The organism is Mycobacterium sp. PO1, from assembly GCF_017312405.1.
Taxonomy (GTDB): Bacteria; Actinomycetota; Actinomycetes; order Mycobacteriales; family Mycobacteriaceae; genus Mycobacterium.
Genome location: NZ_BLTG01000007.1, coordinates 23,613 through 42,285, shown reverse-complemented (window position 1 = coordinate 42,285; position 18,673 = coordinate 23,613). Strand labels below are relative to the sequence as shown.

18 protein-coding genes and 1 pseudogene are annotated in these 18,673 nt (G+C 65.2%); 12 read left to right on the top strand and 7 right to left on the bottom strand.

Going from position 1 to position 18,673, the window contains the following annotated elements:
• Window positions 1-6: 6 nt before the first annotated feature.
• The 7 genes and pseudogenes from merB to ripB all read left to right on the top strand — a co-directional run bounded on the left by merB (window position 7) and on the right by ripB (window position 6,548).
• Window positions 7-648 (top strand): organomercurial lyase MerB, encoded by a 642-nt coding sequence (gene merB / locus J3476_RS02310; protein ID WP_005148656.1) that lies wholly within the window; start codon window positions 7-9, stop codon window positions 646-648.
• A 32-nt stretch (window positions 649-680) separates the two neighbouring features.
• Window positions 681-971, top strand: a complete 291-nt coding sequence (locus J3476_RS02305) for a hypothetical protein (protein ID WP_005148657.1) — start codon at window positions 681-683, stop codon at window positions 969-971.
• Complete coding sequence (locus J3476_RS02300; RefSeq protein WP_024444597.1) at window positions 964-1,518, top strand: redoxin domain-containing protein; 555 nt, start codon at window positions 964-966, stop codon at window positions 1,516-1,518. The genes J3476_RS02305 and J3476_RS02300 overlap by 8 nt, the downstream gene beginning before the upstream one ends.
• The gene (locus tag J3476_RS02295; RefSeq protein ID WP_024444598.1) at window positions 1,515-2,363 is read left to right on the top strand and encodes a cytochrome c biogenesis CcdA family protein; all 849 of its coding nucleotides are present in this window, start codon (window positions 1,515-1,517) and stop codon (window positions 2,361-2,363) included. Before J3476_RS02300 ends, J3476_RS02295 begins: the two co-directional genes overlap by 4 nt.
• Window positions 2,364-3,302: 939 nt before the next feature.
• Window positions 3,303-3,725: pseudogene (locus J3476_RS02290) on the top strand (sterol desaturase family protein); the annotation flags it as partial.
• A gap of 366 nt (window positions 3,726-4,091) precedes the next feature.
• Window positions 4,092-5,315 carry an Ig-like domain-containing protein gene (locus J3476_RS02285; RefSeq protein ID WP_099961880.1) on the top strand — a complete coding sequence of 408 codons (1,224 nt, stop codon included), beginning with the start codon at window positions 4,092-4,094 and terminating at the stop codon, window positions 5,313-5,315.
• A gap of 486 nt (window positions 5,316-5,801) precedes the next feature.
• Window positions 5,802-6,548 carry an NlpC/P60 family peptidoglycan endopeptidase RipB gene (ripB, locus tag J3476_RS02280; protein ID WP_073683288.1) on the top strand — a complete coding sequence of 249 codons (747 nt, stop codon included), beginning with the start codon at window positions 5,802-5,804 and terminating at the stop codon, window positions 6,546-6,548.
• A gap of 62 nt (window positions 6,549-6,610) precedes the next feature.
• Here ripB and J3476_RS02275 read toward each other — a convergent pair whose 3' ends face one another.
• The 6 genes from J3476_RS02275 to J3476_RS02250 all read right to left on the bottom strand — a co-directional run bounded on the left by J3476_RS02275 (window position 6,611) and on the right by J3476_RS02250 (window position 11,983).
• A complete protein-coding gene (locus tag J3476_RS02275; RefSeq protein ID WP_073683289.1) occupies window positions 6,611-7,225 on the bottom strand; it encodes a response regulator transcription factor in 615 nt (204 codons plus the stop codon).
• A gap of 242 nt (window positions 7,226-7,467) precedes the next feature.
• Entirely contained in the window at window positions 7,468-8,733 is a 1,266-nt protein-coding gene (locus tag J3476_RS02270) for an MFS transporter (RefSeq protein ID WP_011856854.1), read from the bottom strand.
• Window positions 8,730-9,848 (bottom strand): PLP-dependent cysteine synthase family protein, encoded by a 1,119-nt coding sequence (locus J3476_RS02265; protein WP_073683290.1) that lies wholly within the window; start codon window positions 9,846-9,848, stop codon window positions 8,730-8,732. The genes J3476_RS02270 and J3476_RS02265 overlap by 4 nt, the downstream gene beginning before the upstream one ends.
• Window positions 9,849-9,950: 102 nt before the next feature.
• The gene (locus J3476_RS02260) at window positions 9,951-10,367 is read right to left on the bottom strand and encodes a hypothetical protein (RefSeq protein WP_073683291.1); all 417 of its coding nucleotides are present in this window, start codon (window positions 10,365-10,367) and stop codon (window positions 9,951-9,953) included.
• 333 nt (window positions 10,368-10,700) lie between these two features.
• The gene (locus J3476_RS02255) at window positions 10,701-11,621 is read right to left on the bottom strand and encodes a M56 family metallopeptidase (protein ID WP_073683292.1); all 921 of its coding nucleotides are present in this window, start codon (window positions 11,619-11,621) and stop codon (window positions 10,701-10,703) included.
• The gene (locus J3476_RS02250) at window positions 11,621-11,983 is read right to left on the bottom strand and encodes a BlaI/MecI/CopY family transcriptional regulator (RefSeq protein ID WP_024444607.1); all 363 of its coding nucleotides are present in this window, start codon (window positions 11,981-11,983) and stop codon (window positions 11,621-11,623) included. The genes J3476_RS02255 and J3476_RS02250 overlap by 1 nt, the downstream gene beginning before the upstream one ends.
• Window positions 11,984-12,323: 340 nt before the next feature.
• Between J3476_RS02250 and ripA the strand changes: the two genes are divergently transcribed.
• The 3 genes from ripA to J3476_RS02235 all read left to right on the top strand — a co-directional run bounded on the left by ripA (window position 12,324) and on the right by J3476_RS02235 (window position 16,022).
• Entirely contained in the window at window positions 12,324-13,727 is a 1,404-nt protein-coding gene (gene ripA / locus J3476_RS02245; RefSeq protein WP_073683293.1) for an NlpC/P60 family peptidoglycan endopeptidase RipA, read from the top strand.
• A 367-nt stretch (window positions 13,728-14,094) separates the two neighbouring features.
• Window positions 14,095-14,841: a response regulator transcription factor gene (locus tag J3476_RS02240; RefSeq protein WP_067952909.1), complete on the top strand. Its 747-nt coding sequence runs from the start codon at window positions 14,095-14,097 to the stop codon at window positions 14,839-14,841.
• Window positions 14,838-16,022 carry a cell wall metabolism sensor histidine kinase WalK gene (locus J3476_RS02235; protein ID WP_073683294.1) on the top strand — a complete coding sequence of 395 codons (1,185 nt, stop codon included), beginning with the start codon at window positions 14,838-14,840 and terminating at the stop codon, window positions 16,020-16,022. Before J3476_RS02240 ends, J3476_RS02235 begins: the two co-directional genes overlap by 4 nt.
• 17 nt (window positions 16,023-16,039) lie before the next feature.
• Here the strand turns inward: J3476_RS02235 and J3476_RS02230 are convergent, their stop codons facing one another.
• On the bottom strand, window positions 16,040-16,735 hold the full coding sequence (locus J3476_RS02230) for a DUF305 domain-containing protein (protein ID WP_073683356.1): 696 nt from the start codon (window positions 16,733-16,735) through the stop codon (window positions 16,040-16,042).
• Window positions 16,736-16,971: 236 nt separating this feature from the next.
• Between J3476_RS02230 and J3476_RS02225 the strand changes: the two genes are divergently transcribed.
• Both J3476_RS02225 and J3476_RS02220 read left to right on the top strand, forming a co-directional pair.
• Window positions 16,972-17,817, top strand: coding sequence for a F510_1955 family glycosylhydrolase (locus J3476_RS02225; RefSeq protein ID WP_073683295.1), 846 nt, complete (start codon window positions 16,972-16,974; stop codon window positions 17,815-17,817).
• 56 nt (window positions 17,818-17,873) lie between these two features.
• On the top strand, window positions 17,874-18,671 hold the full coding sequence (locus J3476_RS02220; RefSeq protein WP_083407547.1) for an alpha/beta fold hydrolase: 798 nt from the start codon (window positions 17,874-17,876) through the stop codon (window positions 18,669-18,671).
• Window positions 18,672-18,673: the final 2 nt, after the last annotated feature.

Sequence of the window (18,673 nt, the reverse complement as noted above, 5' to 3'; positions counted from 1 at the left end):
TTCCTGATGCCCAATTTCCTTGACCGCCTGACCATTCCGGAAGAGTCCGGGCTCGACCCGACGATGCTGGTGCCGTTGCTGCGGCTGCTCGCCGCCGGCGAGCCGGTCACCGTGGAGGCGCTCGCCGCGGCCGTCGGCCTCCCGGTTGACGAGGTGACCCGGCGTCTGGCCGCGGTACCCGACACCGAATACGACGAGCAGGGCCGCATCGTCGGCCAGGGCCTGACCCTGCGCCCGACCCGCCACCGATTCACCGTGGCCGGCCAAGAGCTCTACACCTGGTGCGCCCTGGACACCCTCATCTTTCCCACCATCCTGGACCGGCCCGCCAGCATCGAATCCGAATCACCCGTCAGCGGGCACCCGATCAGGGTCTCGGTCGGCGAAAACGGTGTCACCAGCGTGCAGCCCGAGACCGCGGTGGTCTCGCTGGTCAACCCCGACGACCTCACCTCGATCCGGTCCTCATTCTGCAACCAGGTGCACTACTTCACCTGCGCGCAGGACGCCGCGCCGTGGCTCGCCGAGCACCCCGAAGGTCAGATCGTCAGCGTCGCTGAGGCCCACCAACTCGGCGCAGCCCTGACCACACAAATCCTTACCCAGCTCCATACCCCGCCAACTGCCCACCCCGGCTGCTGCAGCTGACCAGCCGCACCCAACCTGATGAGGAGAAATCAATGAATCAACGTCCACGAAGAAATCCCGTGCTGCTGGGTGCGGCAGCGGTGCTGGTGACGGCCCTGTGTTGCGCCGCGCCAGTCCTGATCGCCGGCGGCGCGCTCGCCGCCGTGTGTGGACTGCTCGAGAATCCATGGGTCATCGGGGCAGCCGTCGCGCTGCTGCTGGCGGCTGTGGTCGCCTTCGCCCGCCGCGGTCAACGCGGCGATCACTGCTGTCCCGCCGACAGCCATTCACCCGCGACGCACACGCTCGACGACCTGACGAAAGGAAGCATCGACAATGTCTGAAACGCGTTCGTTTACACCCCACAGGTGGGCGGGCGTTACGGCTGTGATGCTGGCAGCGGGCGCGCTGACCGCGTGCGGCCAATCGGCCACAACCAGCAATCCGACCTCACCGCCACACGCCAACGCCACAACCCAGGCGACGGCGGCGACACTGACCACGGTGGACGGCAAAACCGTCGAACTGCCCGCTGCCGCCCCGACCGCGATCCTGTTCTTCTCCTACGGGTGCGGCGAATGCGTCGGCGGCGGTAAATCCCTGGCCGCTGCTCGGGCGGCCGTGGAGAAAGCCAGAGGCAGCGCCAAGTTCCTAGCCGTCGACATCGTCCCCACCGAGAAACCCGCCGATGTTCGCCACTTCCTGGACCAGATCGGCGGCACCAGCCTGCCCGCGGTCGTCGATACTAACGGGGCCCTGACCAGCCGCTACCAGGTGACCGCGCCGACCACCGCCCTCGTCATCGACCCGTCCGGGCAGATCAGCTACCGCGGCCACGCCCCGTCCCAGGATCAGATCCTGGCCGCCCTCGGCAGCAGCGCCGCACGGTGAACCTGCTCGCGCTCGCGTTTACCGCTGGCATGCTCGCCCCGGTCAACCCCTGCGGGTTCGCGCTGCTACCGGCGTGGATCACCGGCACCATCGCCACCGGCGGCACCGATGCGGTGCTCGTGCGGCTGGCCCGGGCACTGCGCACCGGGGCCGTCCTGACCATCGGGTTCACCGGCACCCTCACCCTCGCCGGTATCGCGATCAGTGCCGGTGCCCGGACCCTGGTGACGGCTGCTCCCTGGCTCGGGATCACGATCGGGCTCACCCTGGCCATCTTGGGCGGCTTCATGCTCACCGGCCGCACCATCGGTCTGCGTATGCCTGCCCGGACGCGTCATCGGCCGGACTCCCCAACAGCCGGTGGTGTGCTCGCGGCCGGAATCGGCTACGCCCTGGCGTCACTGTCCTGCACCTTCGGGGTACTGCTCGCGGTGATCGCCCAGGCCCAGGCCACCAGCGGATGGGGCGGTCTGCTGGCAGTGTTCACCGCATACACAGCCGGTGCCGCCACCATCTTGATGCTGGTCAGCGTCGGCACCGCCATCGCCGGCACGGCCCTGACCCGGCATCTGGGTATCCTCGCCCGCCACGGGACCCGCGTCACCGCCGTTGTCCTCATCGCCACCGGCGCCTACCTCGCGTGGTACTGGCTGCCCGCGGCCACCGGGCACACCGCCAGCGGCGGCAACCTGCTCACCGGCTGGTCGGCCACCGCGACCGGATGGCTGCAGGACCACGCCCTCCCGGCCAGCGTCATTGCCGCCTTCGCTGTGGTGGTCAGCGCGGTGGCCGCGTGCTGGACCACCCACCGCCGGCCAATCACCGGCAAGCAGCGCCGCCGGTGATGATTCACCGGCCGATACACCCAGCCAGATACCACTGTCCCTAACGATTAGAAAGCCGATAGATACAACCGTCGGACACAGTCAGATGCACACCACAAGTGCCTTACTGATAAGGCACATTCAAGACTGCCGACCCCTAAGCGCGACACGCCAGTTCTGCGCCGTCTGAGCGTGTCGTCAATACGGCAGTGGCGAATAGGCGTCGGTACTGCGCCCATTGCTCGACGGGGGTGGCGTCGGCATGGTGGGCGCCGGTGCGTTCGTTGATGCGGTCGAGCAGTAGCGTCGGCCAGGCGGGTTCCGTTGGCGTCCTGGGCTGTTCAACCCGAGGGCGAGCTGTGAGCAATGTTGCGGCTACGGCGATCACATCGGGGTAGGCCACCACGTGCGCTTCTAGGCCATTCTGCAGAATCCCCGCCGCCACGTGACGCTCTGCGTGAGCCCAGAAGACCAGGATGTGGCGGGCGTCGCCCAAGGCGTCATGAAGGTCGACCTCTGAATACTGACGGGCCAAGCGCCGATGCGTGCGCCCGGCACTGAGCACCGTGGGCCGGTCACGAAGATCCACCTGGTCGTCAAGAACGCGCGTTGGTGAACCGATCCAGCGTCGGTGACGGTGGCATACGGAGACATGTGCAGGCAGGTAGCAGTAGACGGGTTCGTGTATTCCCTTGCGTGCCATACATCTTTGACACAAAGGGCGGCGGAGATATTGCTTGAGCGCGGTGGGGTCGCCAGCAAGCCCGCAGAGACGGGACCGGATTACCTGCTCAGGTTGGCCGCTGACGACGGCCAACCAGTCCGGTCGCGGCCGGGCTGCGCATGATTCGGCGACATGGCCGCGCAGTGTGGAGACGCCGATATGGTTGGCGCGGGCCAGCCTGTCGATGTAGGACGATACGGCTTCCCAACGGAACGGTGCGATCGTTCGCGGGAGCCGCTGGTGTGGCACCGCTCATCCTGATCGGTCTGCCCGTCAACGTCGCCTCCCTGCTCGCAATCGCGGTGGCGATCCAGCTGCTGCTGCAGCACTCCAACGCCGACTACCGCGTGGGCCCCGCCAAGCACGTCTTGGCTCTCAACGAAGGCCACCGCTTCCATCACCTCAAGTGGGCCGGCATCGGCGACGTCAACTTCGGGCTGTTCATCCTGGTCTGGGACCACCTCATGCGCACCTACTCCTATAACCCCACCCGCCGATTCGACTCCACCCAGCTCGGCATGGCCGCACACCCCGACTACCCCACCGCGTACGGGCGGCAGCTGATACACCCCTTCACCCCCGCCGGAGGGTGCAGCCTCAAGTCCACCACCGCGACGAAGGACCCCACCGCGACGAGACCGACACCGGAGCAGGGCTGAGAGGGACCAGCGTCTAGCGCTCCCGGACCGTGATTGCCTCAAGCGTTCCCGATCAGCCCAGAACGCGTACTAGACCCATAGCCTTCTACGTGGCCTATTGCGCGCCACGGTCCGACGATCGACGAACAAAGGATCGGCAGCCCGTTCGGCGCCTGCCAGAGCTAGCCGGATGCCATGTCGGGCAGACCAGTGCGCAAGTCTGCGTCTTTACTGAATCTTCATCGAAGGACTAAGAAAGCCAAATGACGCATCAGCACACTTGAACCATATCCGTGAACGGTGCACCGCCGCCCGCGAACGGCTGTCGCGGCGCACGCAGTGCCCGCTCATCAGCGATGTCAACATTCGGATACGGAGACCACACTGATGCCGCAGGCGACTTGCCTCCCACCGTTTCGCAGGACGGCGCAGTGGCTGCGGACGGCCGTCCTGGCGATGGCGGTGCTGCTGATCGCGGCCGCGTGCAGCTCGTCGCCGGCCGCCGCGCCCCAGCCCGAGGTCATCACTGATAAAGGCACCCCGTTCGCCGACCTGCTAGTGCCCAAATTGCAGGCGTCGGTGACCGACGGAGCGATCGGTGTCGCGGTGGACTCCCCTGTTACCGTGTCCGCCGGTGACGGCGTTCTCGGCCAAGTCTCGTTGACCAACGAAGCCGGCGATCTCGTCGACGGACAGCTCAGCCCCGATGGCGTGTCCTGGTCGTCTGCCGAGCCGCTGGGCTACAACAAGCAGTACACCCTTCATGCCCAGGCCCTTGGACTGGGCGGCGCGACCACTACGACAGCGACCTTCGAAACCCACTCGCCCGACAACTTAACGATGCCCTACGTCCTGCCCAACGACGGCGAGACGGTTGGCGTGGGCCAACCCATCGCGATCCGCTTCGATGAAAACATCACCGACCGGATTGCGGCGCAGCAAGCGATCAACGTGACCACCACCCCCCCGGTCGAGGGAGCCTTCTACTGGCTCAATAATCGCGAAGTACGTTGGCGCCCAGCCGAATACTGGAAACCGGGAACAACAGTAGAGGTGGCGGTCAACGCCTACGGCGTCAACTTCGGTGACGGGCTGTTCGGTCAGGATGACGTCACTACCCGGTTCACCATCGGTGACGAGGTCATCGCCACCGCCGATGACGCCACCAAAACGATGACTGTGCGGCGCAATGGTCAGATCGTCAAGACCATGCCCATCTCCATGGGTAAAGCCAAGACCCCGACCGATAACGGCGCCTACATCATCGGAGATCGTTACTCGTTTCTGGTGATGGATTCGTCCACCTACGGAGTCCCGGTCAACTCTCCTGACGGATACCGCACCGAGGTGGAGTGGGCGACCCAGATGTCCTACAGCGGGATCTACGTGCACTCTGCACCGTGGTCGGTGGGCAGCCAAGGCATCGCCAATGTCAGCCACGGATGCCTCAACGTCAATCCGGCCAACGCCCGTTGGTTCTACGACAACACCCGACGCGGCGACATCGTTGAGGTCATCAACACCACCGGCCCCACGCTGTCGGGGACAGACGGTTTAGGTGACTGGAACATCCCTTGGGATCAGTGGAAAGCCGGCAACGCCAACCTCTGAAACACAGAGCAGAAGCGGAGACTCACAACCGCCGCCTCCCAGTCACCTCGTGGCACCAGTTACGCGTGTCAGCAGGACGTCTCGCATCCACCGAACCGGGTTGCGAACTGCCGAGCGTCACCCGAGCATCGCGCGCCGTGGGGCCCACGCAGCACAGGTAGCGCAGCCCTTTCCGCTACGACACCTTTGGTTTGCCGTCCTCAGGTAACGGCGTTTTCACATGTCCGGACCACCGACTATTTCGTAGTCCCGGCATCGACGACCGACACTGTCAAACACCCATTCGCAAAAGCCATTAGCAATTCCAGCCGCCGAAATTCCAGCACTGTAATTATGTTGCGGGTGTTACTGATGAGGCATATGTGAGTTAGGCTGATCTACGTATTCGCTACGTACATCGTTGCTGCACAGTACGGAACGCTCTGCTTCGCCTTTTTTGGCGAAACCAATCACCGGCGCTCCGACAGCCGAAAGAAAGAACGCCATATGGAACCGATGGCCCGATGCGCCCGCCCGGAGGAAGGCCGCGTATCTGCGTCCGGCTTTCGCCTGACTGGGGTGATCGTTGCCGTCGTCGCGACGGTACTTTTGGCGTGCACCCCAGCAGCCTCCGCCGAGCCGACAGGCGGTCCGTGGGATCCACTCCTGCCCAAGATCCCCAGTGCGGGAGCGCCCGGCGATCCGGTTGCCATCGCCAACGCGTCCTTGCAGGCGACGGCCGTTGCCACCCAGACTGCGATGGATTTGGGGCGTAGCTTCCTGGGCAGTCTCGGACTCGTCAGTCCCGCGGCAAGCCCCCAAACGAGCGTCCGCGGCAACCGTCTCTACGGTGCCCAGGCGATCGAATACGTTATCCGCAGGGCAGGAACGCAGATCGGCGTTCCCTACTCCTGGGGAGGGGGCAGCCTCACCGGCCCTAGTCGCGGTGTCGACCAAGGCGCAGGCACCGTCGGTTTCGACTGCTCAGGACTGACACGATTCGCCTTCGCCGGCGTCGGAGTACTGTTGCCGCGATGGTCCGGCGACCAGTACAACGCTGGCCGCAAGGTACCTCCCGCGCAAGCTAAACGCGGTGACCTCCTGTTCTGGGGGCCCGGCGGAAGCCAACACGAAGCGATCTACCTCGGCGGCGGAAAAATGATCGAGGCGCAACAAACCGGCGTTCCCATCAAGATTTCACCGGTGCGTACCGCCGGGATGACACCCTACGTCATACGGATTATCGAGACCTGACCCCGAACGCTTCCGCCAACAGCTTCCTCCCGCCAAAAGCCTTGTCCGCACCGGGTAACGGTTCAGCCGGCCAGACAGTAGCCGATGCCGCGGACCGTCCGGACATAGCGCGGACAAGACGGGGCGTCACCGAGCTTGCGACGTAGATTGCCGATGTGCACGCCCAGTGCCGACCGCCCGCCGGGCTGCGTCGCCCCCCAAAGGACTTCCTGAAGTCGTCGGCACGTCACGGGCTCCCCTGGATCATCGGACAAAACCCGAAGGATCGCGAACTCCGTTCGAGTCAGCGATATGACGTTGCCGCGCTGATAGACCCGCCGGACCCCCACGTCGATCACCAGATCGTCGACGTGGCGTCGCTGGGCGCCGCCGTCCTCGCTGCGTTGGTGAGAATGCCTGAGTGTCTGCCGTATTCGCGTGTTGAGTATGTCGCGGGAGCCGATGGGAACCACTCCGACGCGCGATATCAGTGGCGCCATCTCTGTGTCGGCGAGCGCGACGACGCCGCAATGGGCGGCCTGGCGAACACGGTCAAGGACGACGGCGCCGTGCGCGGATGATCCCAGGCACACCACCACCACGTCGGGGTCATCGTCGCGCACCGCGGTGAGCGCTGCAGCATCTGAGCGTGCGACGTCGACGGCGAACTCTTCGGCGCGCAGGGTGCCGGCCAACATGTCGGCGTAGATGCGCCGAGGTTCAACCAGCAGAACGCGAATGCGCCCAGCAGCTATCGCCGGAGAGGCAACGCTGCCCGAAGCGGGGTGCGGCTCGATGGTCGTGGCAGTCTCCTTGCCAGCGTGGGCCATTCACGGCGTGAAGGTGTCCGCGCGGATGCTGGAACCAGCATATCGCCATCTACGTAGCTACTACGTAGATGGCGATATGGGGTGTCGGGCATGTTCGCGTCTTCGGGTGTTCAGCGGGGGGTTTGCGCGCCAGAGGATGTCAGCTGTTCGGGTTGAAGTCGGCCCCGTCGGTCCAGCCGGAACAAGGCCGCTGCGGAGGCCAGCCCGATTGCCGACAGCAGAACCCACAGCAGCCAGGGTTGCCCGAGATCTCGGGCGGCCTGCATCAGCGAGCCGGTGGCCAGATTGCCAACAAGAATGCCGACTCCGACGATGGTGTTGTAGAAGCCGTAGTGCGTTCCGATGAGACGGTTGTTGGCCAATGAGACGACGGTGTCCATCTCGAACGGGAAGACGGCCGCCGACCCGACCGCCAGCACCGCCGTGGCGACGAGTAGCGCGGTCGCGGCGGCGACTCTGCCTGCCCTGGTGTCATCGGGCAGCACGATCAGCGGCAAAAACGACGCCGCGAGGATCAGCATGCCGATCACCAGCGAGCGGCCGGCGCCCCAGCGGTGGGCGAACCATCGTGTGATCCGCATCTGGCCGAGGACAGCAACCAGACCCGAGACCACGAAGATCATGGCGGTGACAACGGAATCGTTGCGCGGAAACAGGTCTCGCGCCTGAAGCGGCAATGCCAGATAGACCTGGAATGACAAAACATACGACCCGATCATGGCCGCCGCGAAGAGCAGAAAGGAGCGGTTGGCCGCTACTGTTCGCCAGTCCTGCAGCACCGATGTCTTCTCATCAGGTGTCCCCGCGGCGCGGTGGGGCAATGCTAAGAGTTGGGCCACGGTCAGCGCTGCGAACACGACCGCTGCGGCGGCAGCTGTCATTCGGAAATCGACGAACATCAAGGCCAGCCCGACAAGGGGTCCGGCCAGAATGCCCGCCTGATAGAACACGTTGAACACCGCGAAGGCTTCCACGCGCCGTGGGCCCGCGTCGGCCGCCAGATAGGCGCGCACCGCAGGATTGAACAGGGCGCCGGCGAAGCCGGTTGCTGCCGAGGCGATCAGAACCGCCGGCAGCGATTCAGCGAAGACGAGCAGGCCGAATCCTGCTGTCCGGAGGACACATCCGCAGACGATGAGCGGTTTGTAGCCCAGCCGGTCTGCCAGAGTGCCGCCGATGAGAAACATGCCTTGCTGGGAGAAGTTACGTACACCCAGCACCAGGCCGATGGCCCACGCGGCCAGCCCCAACGGGCCGGCGAGGTAGCCGGCCAGGTAAGGCATGAGCATGTAAAAGCCCAGGTTGATGCCGAATTGGTTGATCATCAGCATCCGGCTGGGCCAACCAAAGCTGCGGAAGGCTGACAGCAGGGTCATCGTGACTGCACCTCGGTGGGGTCGACAACGGTGGTGCATCGCGTCCACGCCGTGACTGTCTGGGTCATCGGGTCCTCAATGGTGGCGGGATGCCTCGGGGGCGCTGCGTCGAGCAGGCCGTGGGCGCGGCAGTAGTCGTCGTTGTAGATGGTGTCGAAGTAGCGTTGCGGGCCGTCCGGGAAGATCGCTGCGACAGTGGCTCCGGCAGGGCTATTGCGTGCGACCCAGCCTGCAACTAGGGCGACCGCACCGACGCTCCAGCCGCCACTGGCGTAGTGGGTGGCCGCCAGGGTGCGGCATGCCCACACCGACTCCGCGGGGGCAACCCAATGCACTTCGTTGAACGCTTGGTAGTCGACGTTGCCGGGATAGATGCTCGATCCCAGGCCTCGCATGAGCCGAGAAGCCGCGGGCTGGCCGAAGATCGTCGAGCCCACCGTGTCGACGCCGATCAGCCGCAGCTGCGGGTTAAATTCTCGGAGGACGCGTGCGACGCCGGCCGAGTGGCCTCCGGTGCCCACCGAGCACACCAGGACATCAACGGCGCCGAGTTGTTCGTTCAGTTCCAACGCGAGCCCGCGGTAGGCCTCGACGTTATCGGGGTTGCTGTATTGATCGGGATGCCACGCGCGCGGGTCGGTGGCCAAGATCTTCTGCACGCGGTCACGGCGAGCCTGCTGCCAGCCTCCCTGTGGGTGCGGTTCAGTGACCAATTCGATGTCGGCGCCGAATGCGGCGAGCATATTCTGAATGATCGGCTCCATCCCGGGGTCGGTGACCAAGGTGACGGGGTGCCCGTAGACCGTTCCGGCTAGTGCGAGACCCAATCCCAGCGTCCCGCTGGTGGATTCAACGATGCGGGCGCCGGGGGTAAGTGCCCCGCGGGAGCGGGCGCGTTCGACCATGTGTAGCGCGGGTCGGTCTTTCATTCCTCCCGGGTTGAAGCCTTCGAGTTTGGCCCAAAAGCCCCGCTCTTCTGACGTGAACGGTGCGCCGATTCTCAAGACAGGGGTCTGGCCGACCATGGTGGCCGGCCGCTCGTTGCGGCCGCGTTGTGGCTGTGCCGATCGGGTGTGGGAAGTGCGTGCATGGCGGATTGGCAGGGCAGGATTCATCGATGAATGTCGCTTCTGTGAGGCCGCGACGAAGCACGGCGACTGACGGCAGGTAGCGGTCACCGGCCACCGTCGAAGACGACGGGGCCTGACGCTAGCCGATCAGCGGCGCGCGATACACAGGTGGGCGAGCACGTCGCGGCCGGTGCGCAGGGCGCGGGCGTTCCGTGGTGGACCGCGGATAGGCGCCTTCGCCGCCTGGCACCACAGCAGCGGAAGTACAGCCACGACGAGGCCCAACGCGAGCGCGATCAGGGAGACCGTTCCCCGCGGCAGGATCGCTTCGGCCAGGGTGTCGGGCGTGCACTCGGCGTCGGGTTGGGAGAGGTGGGGGTGGTCGAGCTCGACAGACATCGGCGCGCCGACCGCACTGGCGGCCAGGGTGTGCGGTCCGTGCGTAGGTGCCGCATTCACGCCGGGCAGTGCCCACTCGGCTCCGACGATGACGGTCCAGAACGCGATCAACGCCGCGACGATGGCGCGGCGGCGTTGCCCAGAGTTCGCGTCGAAGTACTTCACGATGTTGCCGACTGTAGCAGCGGATCGGCGAATTCAGGCTCGGCCCCCTAGCCGATGCCGGGTTGTGATCAGAGCGCGACCGCCGTTGCGCCGAGCCATCCGGCCGTTCCGTCGCACGATCGACTTCGCCCGATGCCCTTGCGAAAACGCCCTTTTGGAGGTTCCGCGAAGGAGATACAACAGATCGTTGCGCTGCTTGTACCGCAGATCATCTACGGTTTTACTACGTAGATAATTTGCGCTCTATCGGCCCGCGCGCCAAGCGGTGTTTCCTTTGCTGGCGGCCTACGCGCATTGGCTCCACCTGCGGAACGTGCGGCGGGCGTTGAGGCGCTAGTGGTGGCAGAGCACCTGGATGAGGGCGGGTGTGGCGAGCATGGCGGTGATCGCGGCTGCCAGGCAGATGCGGTGGCGCCATCGCACGTGCCGGCGTGTGGGGGTGAGCAGGCGCTGCGCTCGCGCGATGACCGCTGTTCCCGCCGCGGCGAGGCCTTCCCGTGCAGGCGGGTGTTCTCCGGCCAGAGCAGATAATCCAGCCAACAGCGGATGCGTGCCGACGCGGCGCACGGCGGTGTCGTCAGCGCACATCTCCAGCAGTTCACCCACACGATGAGGGGCCGTCGCGAAAAGCGGAAGCCGCGGCAGTGTGCCCCCCAAAGCGCGGAGCGCCATGAGGATGTGGTGGTGGCGCCCTGAGATGTGCGCGTTTTCATGCGCCAGAACCGCTTTGAGCTGTGATCGGTTCAACGACTTCATCGCCGCGGAGGTGACGATGATGGCGTTCGGGCGTCCGACCACGCAGTAGGCAGCAGGCCGGTCGGCCTCCACGACCACCACATTGGGATGGTCGGTGGGTCGGCCGACGATCCGCGCGGCACGCGCGTGCTCGTGACTTCGCGCCCGCAGCCGCGACAAGCAGCGACCGATCCGCATTACGACGAACCCTGACGTCAGGGTTCCTACCGCGATGAGAACAACGGAACCGATTCGTCCGGCCATGGGGGTGTGCTCGGAGAAGCCAAACAGCTCCAGGCACAGCGTCACGACCGCGCCCGTACGAATACTGTCCGTCGTTGCGCCGATGACCATGATCAGCGCGACGAGCCACGCCGTCAGCGTCGCGGCGACGGTGGCCAGCCAGGCGGCCACTCCCATATGGGGGCTGATGCCGTGACGGGTCATCCGCCTCAGGACCGGTGGCGCCCACCAGGCCAGCGCGCTGCCGTAGAGGAGCAGCCACAGCGCGGCGGTCATCACCGACGCCCCTTGCGCAGAGCCGCCTTCAATTGAGCGGACTGCTCGGCGTTCATCTGCTCAACAAAGAACGCCAGCACCGCATCTGTATCCCCGCCGGCGTCGAACGCGGCCTTCATCAAACGCGCGGAACGCTCCTCGCGGCTCATGGACGCCTGATACACGTACGCTTTCCCATCGCGCTGACGTTGCAACCAGCGCTTGCGGTACAGGTTGTCCATCGTCGACATCACGGTGGTGTACGCGATCTGCCGCCGTTGAGAGATCTCGTCGAAAACCTCACGCACCGTGACAGGCTCGGCGTAATCCCACACGCAATCCATGACCACCGCTTCGAGGTCGCCGAATCCTCGCTGTTCCATTTGCGCCTCTCCCGCTCTCCGCGACGAGCTGGCCTCCTCGCGCCCCGAGCTCTTCAGCCCCCAATGTAGCCGCCGAGCTGGGAAAAGCCGCGATACGCCTCACCTCGACCGCATAGGGCCAGCATCTGCACTACCGGCCGCGGCGCGTGAAACTAGCGCCCGTGGCGCACAGTCGTAACCGACCTGAGACTGTGACAGACGTTCCTCCTGATACCAAAGTGATGTACGTTCCGTCTACGTACTATCGTGCTACGTACTTAGCTCGGTAGTAGGAGCGCCGCGGGTGCCGTTCGGCTTCGATGCGCGGCTCGACAACGCTCACCCCAGCTGAGGAGATTCGATGCGGCGCCTCACTTCTTTTCTGAGTCTCTTCGCATTAATGCCGGCACTGGTGCTCAGCGCCCCGGGTACCGCTGTTGCCGGGCATGACGGCAGCCCCGACCGCGACGACGTTCCCTCATTGGTTGCGGCGGTCGCCGAAGCGAACCAGCGGATGGCCGACGTCGGTAGCGACATCCAGATCAAGCAAGAGGGCGTCAACCGTGCCCTGGTCGAAATCGCGGCCACTCGCGACACCCTCGCGCAGGCCCGACGCGACGTTGTTGCCAGCGACCAAGCCCTTACCGCCAGCCAACACGCGATCGAGGCCGCACAACACCGTTTTGACCGCTTCGCCGCGTCGACCTATATGAACGGGCCGTCGGGTGCGTTGCCGCTGGCACAAAGTCCCGAGGAGATCCTGGCCGGGGCCTCGACCCAGCAGACCCTCACCATCAGCTTCCAGCGGGTCCACGACGACCTCTTGCGTCGGCAGACCGATCAGGCCAACAAGCTTTCTGCTGCGACGGCAGCGCGGGCGCGCGCCGAGAGCGCCGCCGCAGACGCCCAACGCCGGCAAGACGACGCGGTAGCCGCACTCCGGGACGCCCAGCAGACGTTTACCGCACAGCGACGCGAGGTCGAACGGCTCGCTACCGAACGCGACTCCGCTCAAGCTCGACTGGAAGCTGCCCGACCGGTGGCGGCGACAGCCGCCGCGCCCAGTGCGGCGCAACCCGGCACTGTGCCGGTATCCGGCGCTCCCTGGGACCGCGGCACCACGTCGCCGGGGGGCGCCACCGAGGGGGGCCTGTGGGACACCACGCTGCCGATGGTGCCCAGCGCTAACGTGGCCGGCGACCCGGTGGCCATCATCAATGCCGTCCTCAAGATCATGGCGACCTCGGCGCAGCTGACGGCCGACATGGGCCGCAAGTTCCTCACCAAACTCGGCATTCTGTCTCCAGTCACCGCCGCCGCAGATCCCGGCATCACCAACGGACGCATCCCCCGCCTCTACGGCCGCCAGGCCTCAGAGTTCGTGATTCGCCGCGCCATGTCACAACTGGGCGTGCCTTACTCCTGGGGCGGCGGCAACGCCAACGGCCCGTCACGAGGCATCGACCAGGGCGCCAACACCGTGGGTTTCGACTGTTCGGGCCTGATGCTGTATGCCTTCGCCGGCGTCGGCATCAAACTCGACCACTACTCCGGGTCGCAATACAACGCAGGCCGCAAGATCCCCTCGTCACAGATGCGACGCGGTGACCTCATCTTTTACGGCCCCAACGCCAGCCAGCACGAAGCGATGTATCTGGGCGACGGCATGATGATCGAAGCCCCCTACACCGGGTCGGTCGTCAAGATCTCGCCCGTGCGCACCTCCGGCATGACGCCCTACGTCACCCGCTTGATCGAATATTGACGTCGCCGCGATGCCGCGCAGGTGGACCGGTCAGTGCGCCGCGGTGCGGCCCCTGCGAATCGGCCTCCTCGGGCACGTCAGGCCGCCCCGAACGACGCGGCCAGCGAGAGGCGTTAAATAGCGCCGTCGCGCCGGCGATCGCAGCCGCCCACAGCACCACGACCACGGCACACAGGATCAGCCACGCTTGCCACCCGAGACTGTTCGGGCACACGTCCATCAGCCAACGCATGTCAGGCCCTCCTCACAGTGAGCCTCACCCCACCGCAGGAGGAAAACGGTATGAGTCGTGTGAAGATCTGCTGAAGATCGAGCCGCCCGGTCAGCCATACCTGGTTACGGGCGCACCAGCAGGCACCATATGGACATGCAGCACCACCACCTGGGCGCGCCTGAGAGCGCGAAGGGATACCGCGCGCTGGTCGTCGACGACGAACTCCCCCTGGCCGAAGTGGTGGCCAGCTATCTCGAACGCGAGCAGTTCGAAGCCGTCGTCGCCGGCAACGGTGTCGACGCAATCGCCGTCGCACGCGACCTGGATCCCGATGTCGTCATCCTTGACCTCGGCCTACCCGGCATCGACGGACTCGAGGTCTGCCGGCAATTGCGGACCTTCTCCGACGCCTACGTCGTCATGCTCACCGCCCGTGACACCGAACTGGATACCGTGCTCGGCCTCACCGTCGGCGCCGACGACTACATCACTAAACCCTTCAGTCCCCGCGAGCTGGTCGCGCGCATCCGCGCCATGCTGCGGCGACCCCGCATCCTGCAAACAGCCGCCGCACCCGCCGAACGAGAGACAGCCCCGCCGCGCCGCTTCGGCGCACTGAGCATCAACGTCGCCGCCCGCGAGGTACATATCGACGACGAACTAATCCTGTTGACCCGCACCGAATTCGACATTCTCGAAGCCCTGTCCGCGCGGCCAGGAATCGTGCTGAGCCGCCGACAACTTCTCGAAATAATCCGCGACGAACCCTGGGTCGGCAACGAACACCTCGTCGACGTCCACATCGGACACTTACGACGCAAACTCGGCGACGACGCCGCACGCCCCCGCTACATCGCCACGGTTCGAGGTGTCGGATACCGGATGGGAACCGGACAGTGACTCCCCCACCTACGTCGACCCCTCGCCGGCGTCGACGGCCGGGCCGTCCCGGTATCGGCCTGCGACTCCTGGCGGCCCAAGCCATCGTGCTGGCGGCCGGAGCGGCGACGACCGCGGTGGTCGCTGCCGTGGTCGGCCCACCGCTGTTCCGCGAACACCTCCACCGTGCCGGTGTCCCGATGGACTCCCTGGAAGAAGTCCACGCCGAAGAGGCCTACGGCTACGCAACGGTGATCTCCATCGGAGGCGCTTTAGCGGTGTCAGCACTGGCCGCCCTCGCGGTCAGCTTCTACGTCAGTCGACGCCTCCAACGGTCCATCACCGAAGTCGCCGCCGCGGCCACCGATGTCGCTGAAGGGAACTACGACATCCGCGTGTCACCGCCGCGCCTCGGCGATGACTTCGACGCCCTCGCAACCGCATTCAACCAAATGGCCTCCCGGCTTCAAGCCGTCGATTCGACACGACAGCAACTGTTCGGAGACCTCGCGCACGAGATCCGCACACCCGTGGCAGTACTCGAGGCCTACATCGAGGCACTCGAAGACGGCGTGCGCTCCCTGACACCCCAGACAGCAGCCATGCTGCGCGACCAAACCCGTCGGCTGGTGCGATTCTCCGATGACGTCGCCGCGCTGGCGAAGGCCGAGGAAAGTGCGGTGTCTATGTCCTACGCCTCCCTCGACGTGGACCGCCTAACCCGCCAGTGCGTCGCAGCAGCACAAGAACGCTATAACGCCAAGGGGGTCGGACTGCACGTACACCTCCCGCAACCGCTACCGCCGCTTTGGGCCGACGAACAACGACTGTCTCAAGTGTTGGGGAACCTGCTGGAGAATGCGCTACGGCACACACCGCCCGGCGGGTCGGTACACCTTCACTGTCTTCGTGACGGCGACCAGGTAAAAATCGCTGTCGCTGACACCGGAGAAGGGATCACCGCCGAGCACGTCACCCGAGTGTTCGAACGGTTCTACCGGGCAGACACCGCCCGCGACCGCGAGCATGGCGGCGCCGGTATCGGGCTCGCCATAGCCAAAGCGCTCATCGAAGCGCACGGCGGATCGATCTCGGTAGCCAGTGCTGGACCCGGCGCCGGCGCAACATTCACCATCGCCCTGCCCATCACCCCGATACGCAGCGAACACCACCCTGCGACGGCTGACTCAGCGCGTCGCTGACTAGTGCCCTCTCCGCGCTACTTGTCCAACATTCCCTGCATCGTGTCGATCTCTGCTTGCTGCGAAGACACGATATTGCGCGCCATCTCGACTGCCGCCGGGAACTGGCCGTTGTCAACTTCCTGCTGCGCCATCATGATCGCGCCCTTGTGATGCTCGATCATCTGGGTCAAGAAGAGTCGGCTAGCCTCGGCGCCCTGCGCGTTCTGCAGTGCAGCCATATCGGCTTCCGACATCATGCCCATACCGCCGCCGCTCATACCCGGCATATCACCCATGTCTTCGCTGGGCATTTGATGGCCAGGCATGTCATGACCGGGCATTGCGGCGGTGCTGGGGGCCGTCGTCGACGAGGACACTCCCCAGTCCTGCAGCCAGCCCTGCATCTGTTCAATCTCAGGACCCTGAGCGTTCTTGATCTCGTTGGCGAGTGACACTACTTCAGGATCAACTCCCTGCTTGCCGAGCAGCATGTCGCTCATCTCGATCGCCTGCTGATGATGAGGGATCATGCCCTGAGCGAACGTCACATCAGCATCGTTATGGGCAGCGTCACTGCTCGCAGCACTGGGCGAAGCCGACGCCGACGCTGCTGCCGAGGTGGTGCTCGACGACGATGACTGAGACTCGTTCGTTGCATTCGAACAGCCGCTGACAAACAGGGCCGACGCCGCAAGCGCCGCAAGCCCGAATCCAAAACGCTTGTGCTGCATCGCACATCCTTCCTCAAACATCTTCGTGACACCATGCGTCCACACGGCAAGCCCTTGCGCCGCCGCACCCCAGCCTCAGCAATCCGAGTATGGGTCGGTTCGTGATCCGATGAAGATTTGATGAAGACGACTCCCCCGGTCTGTCACTCGCGGTCGCGCCACCCGAGGCGCAGCCACCTCACGCACCGCCCACCTACTATTGAACTACGTAGATCTCGTGACCGGAAGGTGTCCGTGTGCTGATCCGCAACCTTTTCGCCATCGCCCTGACCGGGGCTCTGGCCGCGGCCTGTTCGTCGAACGCCCCTGAAAGCCCGCCACCCGCCGTCGTGCCGGGCATGGTGCACATCCACGGCCTCGGCATCAACCCATCTGACGACAAGCTCTACGTCGCAACTCATTACGGCCTCTACACCGTTGAGCAAGATCAGGCGCCACAACGAGTCGGTGAGCTCTCGCAGGACTTCATGGGCTTCACCGTCGCCGGCCCCGACGAATTCCTGGCTAGCGGCCACCCCGACCCCGCCGATCGCCAACAACCGCCCCACCTCGGCCTGATCAAAAGCAGCGACGCCGGCCAGTCCTGGGAACCTCTGTCATTGCACGGTAGCGCCGACTTCCACGCGCTCAAATACCGCCACGGACGGGTCTACGGTCACGACAGTCAATCCGGCACCGTGATGGTTAGTTTTGATCAGCGGTCCTGGCAACAGCGCGCAGAAGTCCCCGCCGTCGACCTCGCAATATCACCGGATGCCCCGGATGAGATCCTCGCGACAGCACGCCAAGGGCTGCTCCGAAGCACCGACGGGGCGAGGACGTTCAGCGCAGTCACCGGTGCGCCGGCACTGCTGTTCATCAGCTGGCCCGACCGCGGTCCCCTGCTCGGCGCCGACCTCGAAGGACGGCTGTACACCAGCGCCGACGACGGGCAGACCTGGCAGCCGGGCCACTCGCTCAACAACAAACCCCAGGCCCTGCTCGCCGCGGGCAACGGTCAGGTCTACATCGCCACTGATACCGCCATCTACACCTCAACCGACAACGGTGCCACGGTGAACGTCCTCACCGCTGTGGAATAGACGGCTGGCACCCGAAACCCCACGCAATACCGCACCAACGCATCTGAGGAGCCGCAATGCCGGATGACCACCTTCTCATCACCGATGGCGCCACCATCGCCTACCAGCTCAGCGGCCCACCCAACACGGTGCCAGTCGGCTATGGGCACGGCGTGCTCATGAGCCGGCAGATCGTGCGCGGCCTGGGCATCTTCGACATCGACACTATCGCCGAGGGCCGCCGTCTAATCACCTACGACCAACGCGGACACGGCGCATCACGGGGCCGACCAGAACCCGAGGACTATCGCTTCGAGCAGGCAGCCAACGATCTCCTGCGCGTCCTGGACGCGGCCGGCCTCGATGAACCCATCGATTTCGCCGGATCCTCGCTCGGAGCCGCTGCAGCACTGCACGCCGCCCTCAACGCTCCTCGCCGATTCAGGCGGCTGGCACTGGTGATCCCTCCCGTCGCCTGGGAAACAGGGCCCGATCAACTGCGCCAGTGGTACTTCGACACCGCCGACCTCATCGACTCCATTGGAACAACCGCTTGGCGACAACAATGGGCCGAAGCTCCCCCACTGCCGATCTTCGCCAACTACCGGCACGGCAAATTCGAACCCGGCGTCGACGACGATGTGGTCTCCGCCGCGCTGCGCGGAGTCGGCTCCTCCGATCTACCCGACCCCAATCGGCTGACCTCCATCCGCCAGCCCACCTTGGTGCTGGCCTGGGACACCGACCCCTTGCATCCCATCTCCACCGCCGAGCGCCTCGCTGAGCTGATCCCCGACTCGACGCTGCACGTCGCTCACACCATCGACGAGATCCGCAAGTGGACGGAAATCACCAGCCGTTTCTTCAACGATTGACG

Coding starts and splice junctions, on each gene's coding strand:
- merB (WP_005148656.1), top strand. CDS start 7: ATGCCCAATTTCCTTGACCGCCTGACCATTCCGGAAGAGTCCGGGCTC.
- J3476_RS02305 (WP_005148657.1), top strand. CDS start 681: ATGAATCAACGTCCACGAAGAAATCCCGTGCTGCTGGGTGCGGCAGCG.
- J3476_RS02300 (WP_024444597.1), top strand. CDS start 964: ATGTCTGAAACGCGTTCGTTTACACCCCACAGGTGGGCGGGCGTTACG.
- J3476_RS02285 (WP_099961880.1), top strand. CDS start 4,092: ATGCCGCAGGCGACTTGCCTCCCACCGTTTCGCAGGACGGCGCAGTGG.
- ripB (WP_073683288.1), top strand. CDS start 5,802: ATGGAACCGATGGCCCGATGCGCCCGCCCGGAGGAAGGCCGCGTATCT.
- J3476_RS02275 (WP_073683289.1), bottom strand. CDS start 7,225: ATGTTGGCCGGCACCCTGCGCGCCGAAGAGTTCGCCGTCGACGTCGCA.
- J3476_RS02270 (WP_011856854.1), bottom strand. CDS start 8,733: ATGACCCTGCTGTCAGCCTTCCGCAGCTTTGGTTGGCCCAGCCGGATG.
- J3476_RS02265 (WP_073683290.1), bottom strand. CDS start 9,848: ATGAATCCTGCCCTGCCAATCCGCCATGCACGCACTTCCCACACCCGA.
- J3476_RS02255 (WP_073683292.1), bottom strand. CDS start 11,621: ATGACCGCCGCGCTGTGGCTGCTCCTCTACGGCAGCGCGCTGGCCTGG.
- J3476_RS02250 (WP_024444607.1), bottom strand. CDS start 11,983: ATGGAACAGCGAGGATTCGGCGACCTCGAAGCGGTGGTCATGGATTGC.
- ripA (WP_073683293.1), top strand. CDS start 12,324: ATGCGGCGCCTCACTTCTTTTCTGAGTCTCTTCGCATTAATGCCGGCA.
- J3476_RS02240 (WP_067952909.1), top strand. CDS start 14,095: ATGCAGCACCACCACCTGGGCGCGCCTGAGAGCGCGAAGGGATACCGC.
- J3476_RS02230 (WP_073683356.1), bottom strand. CDS start 16,735: ATGCAGCACAAGCGTTTTGGATTCGGGCTTGCGGCGCTTGCGGCGTCG.
- J3476_RS02220 (WP_083407547.1), top strand. CDS start 17,874: ATGCCGGATGACCACCTTCTCATCACCGATGGCGCCACCATCGCCTAC.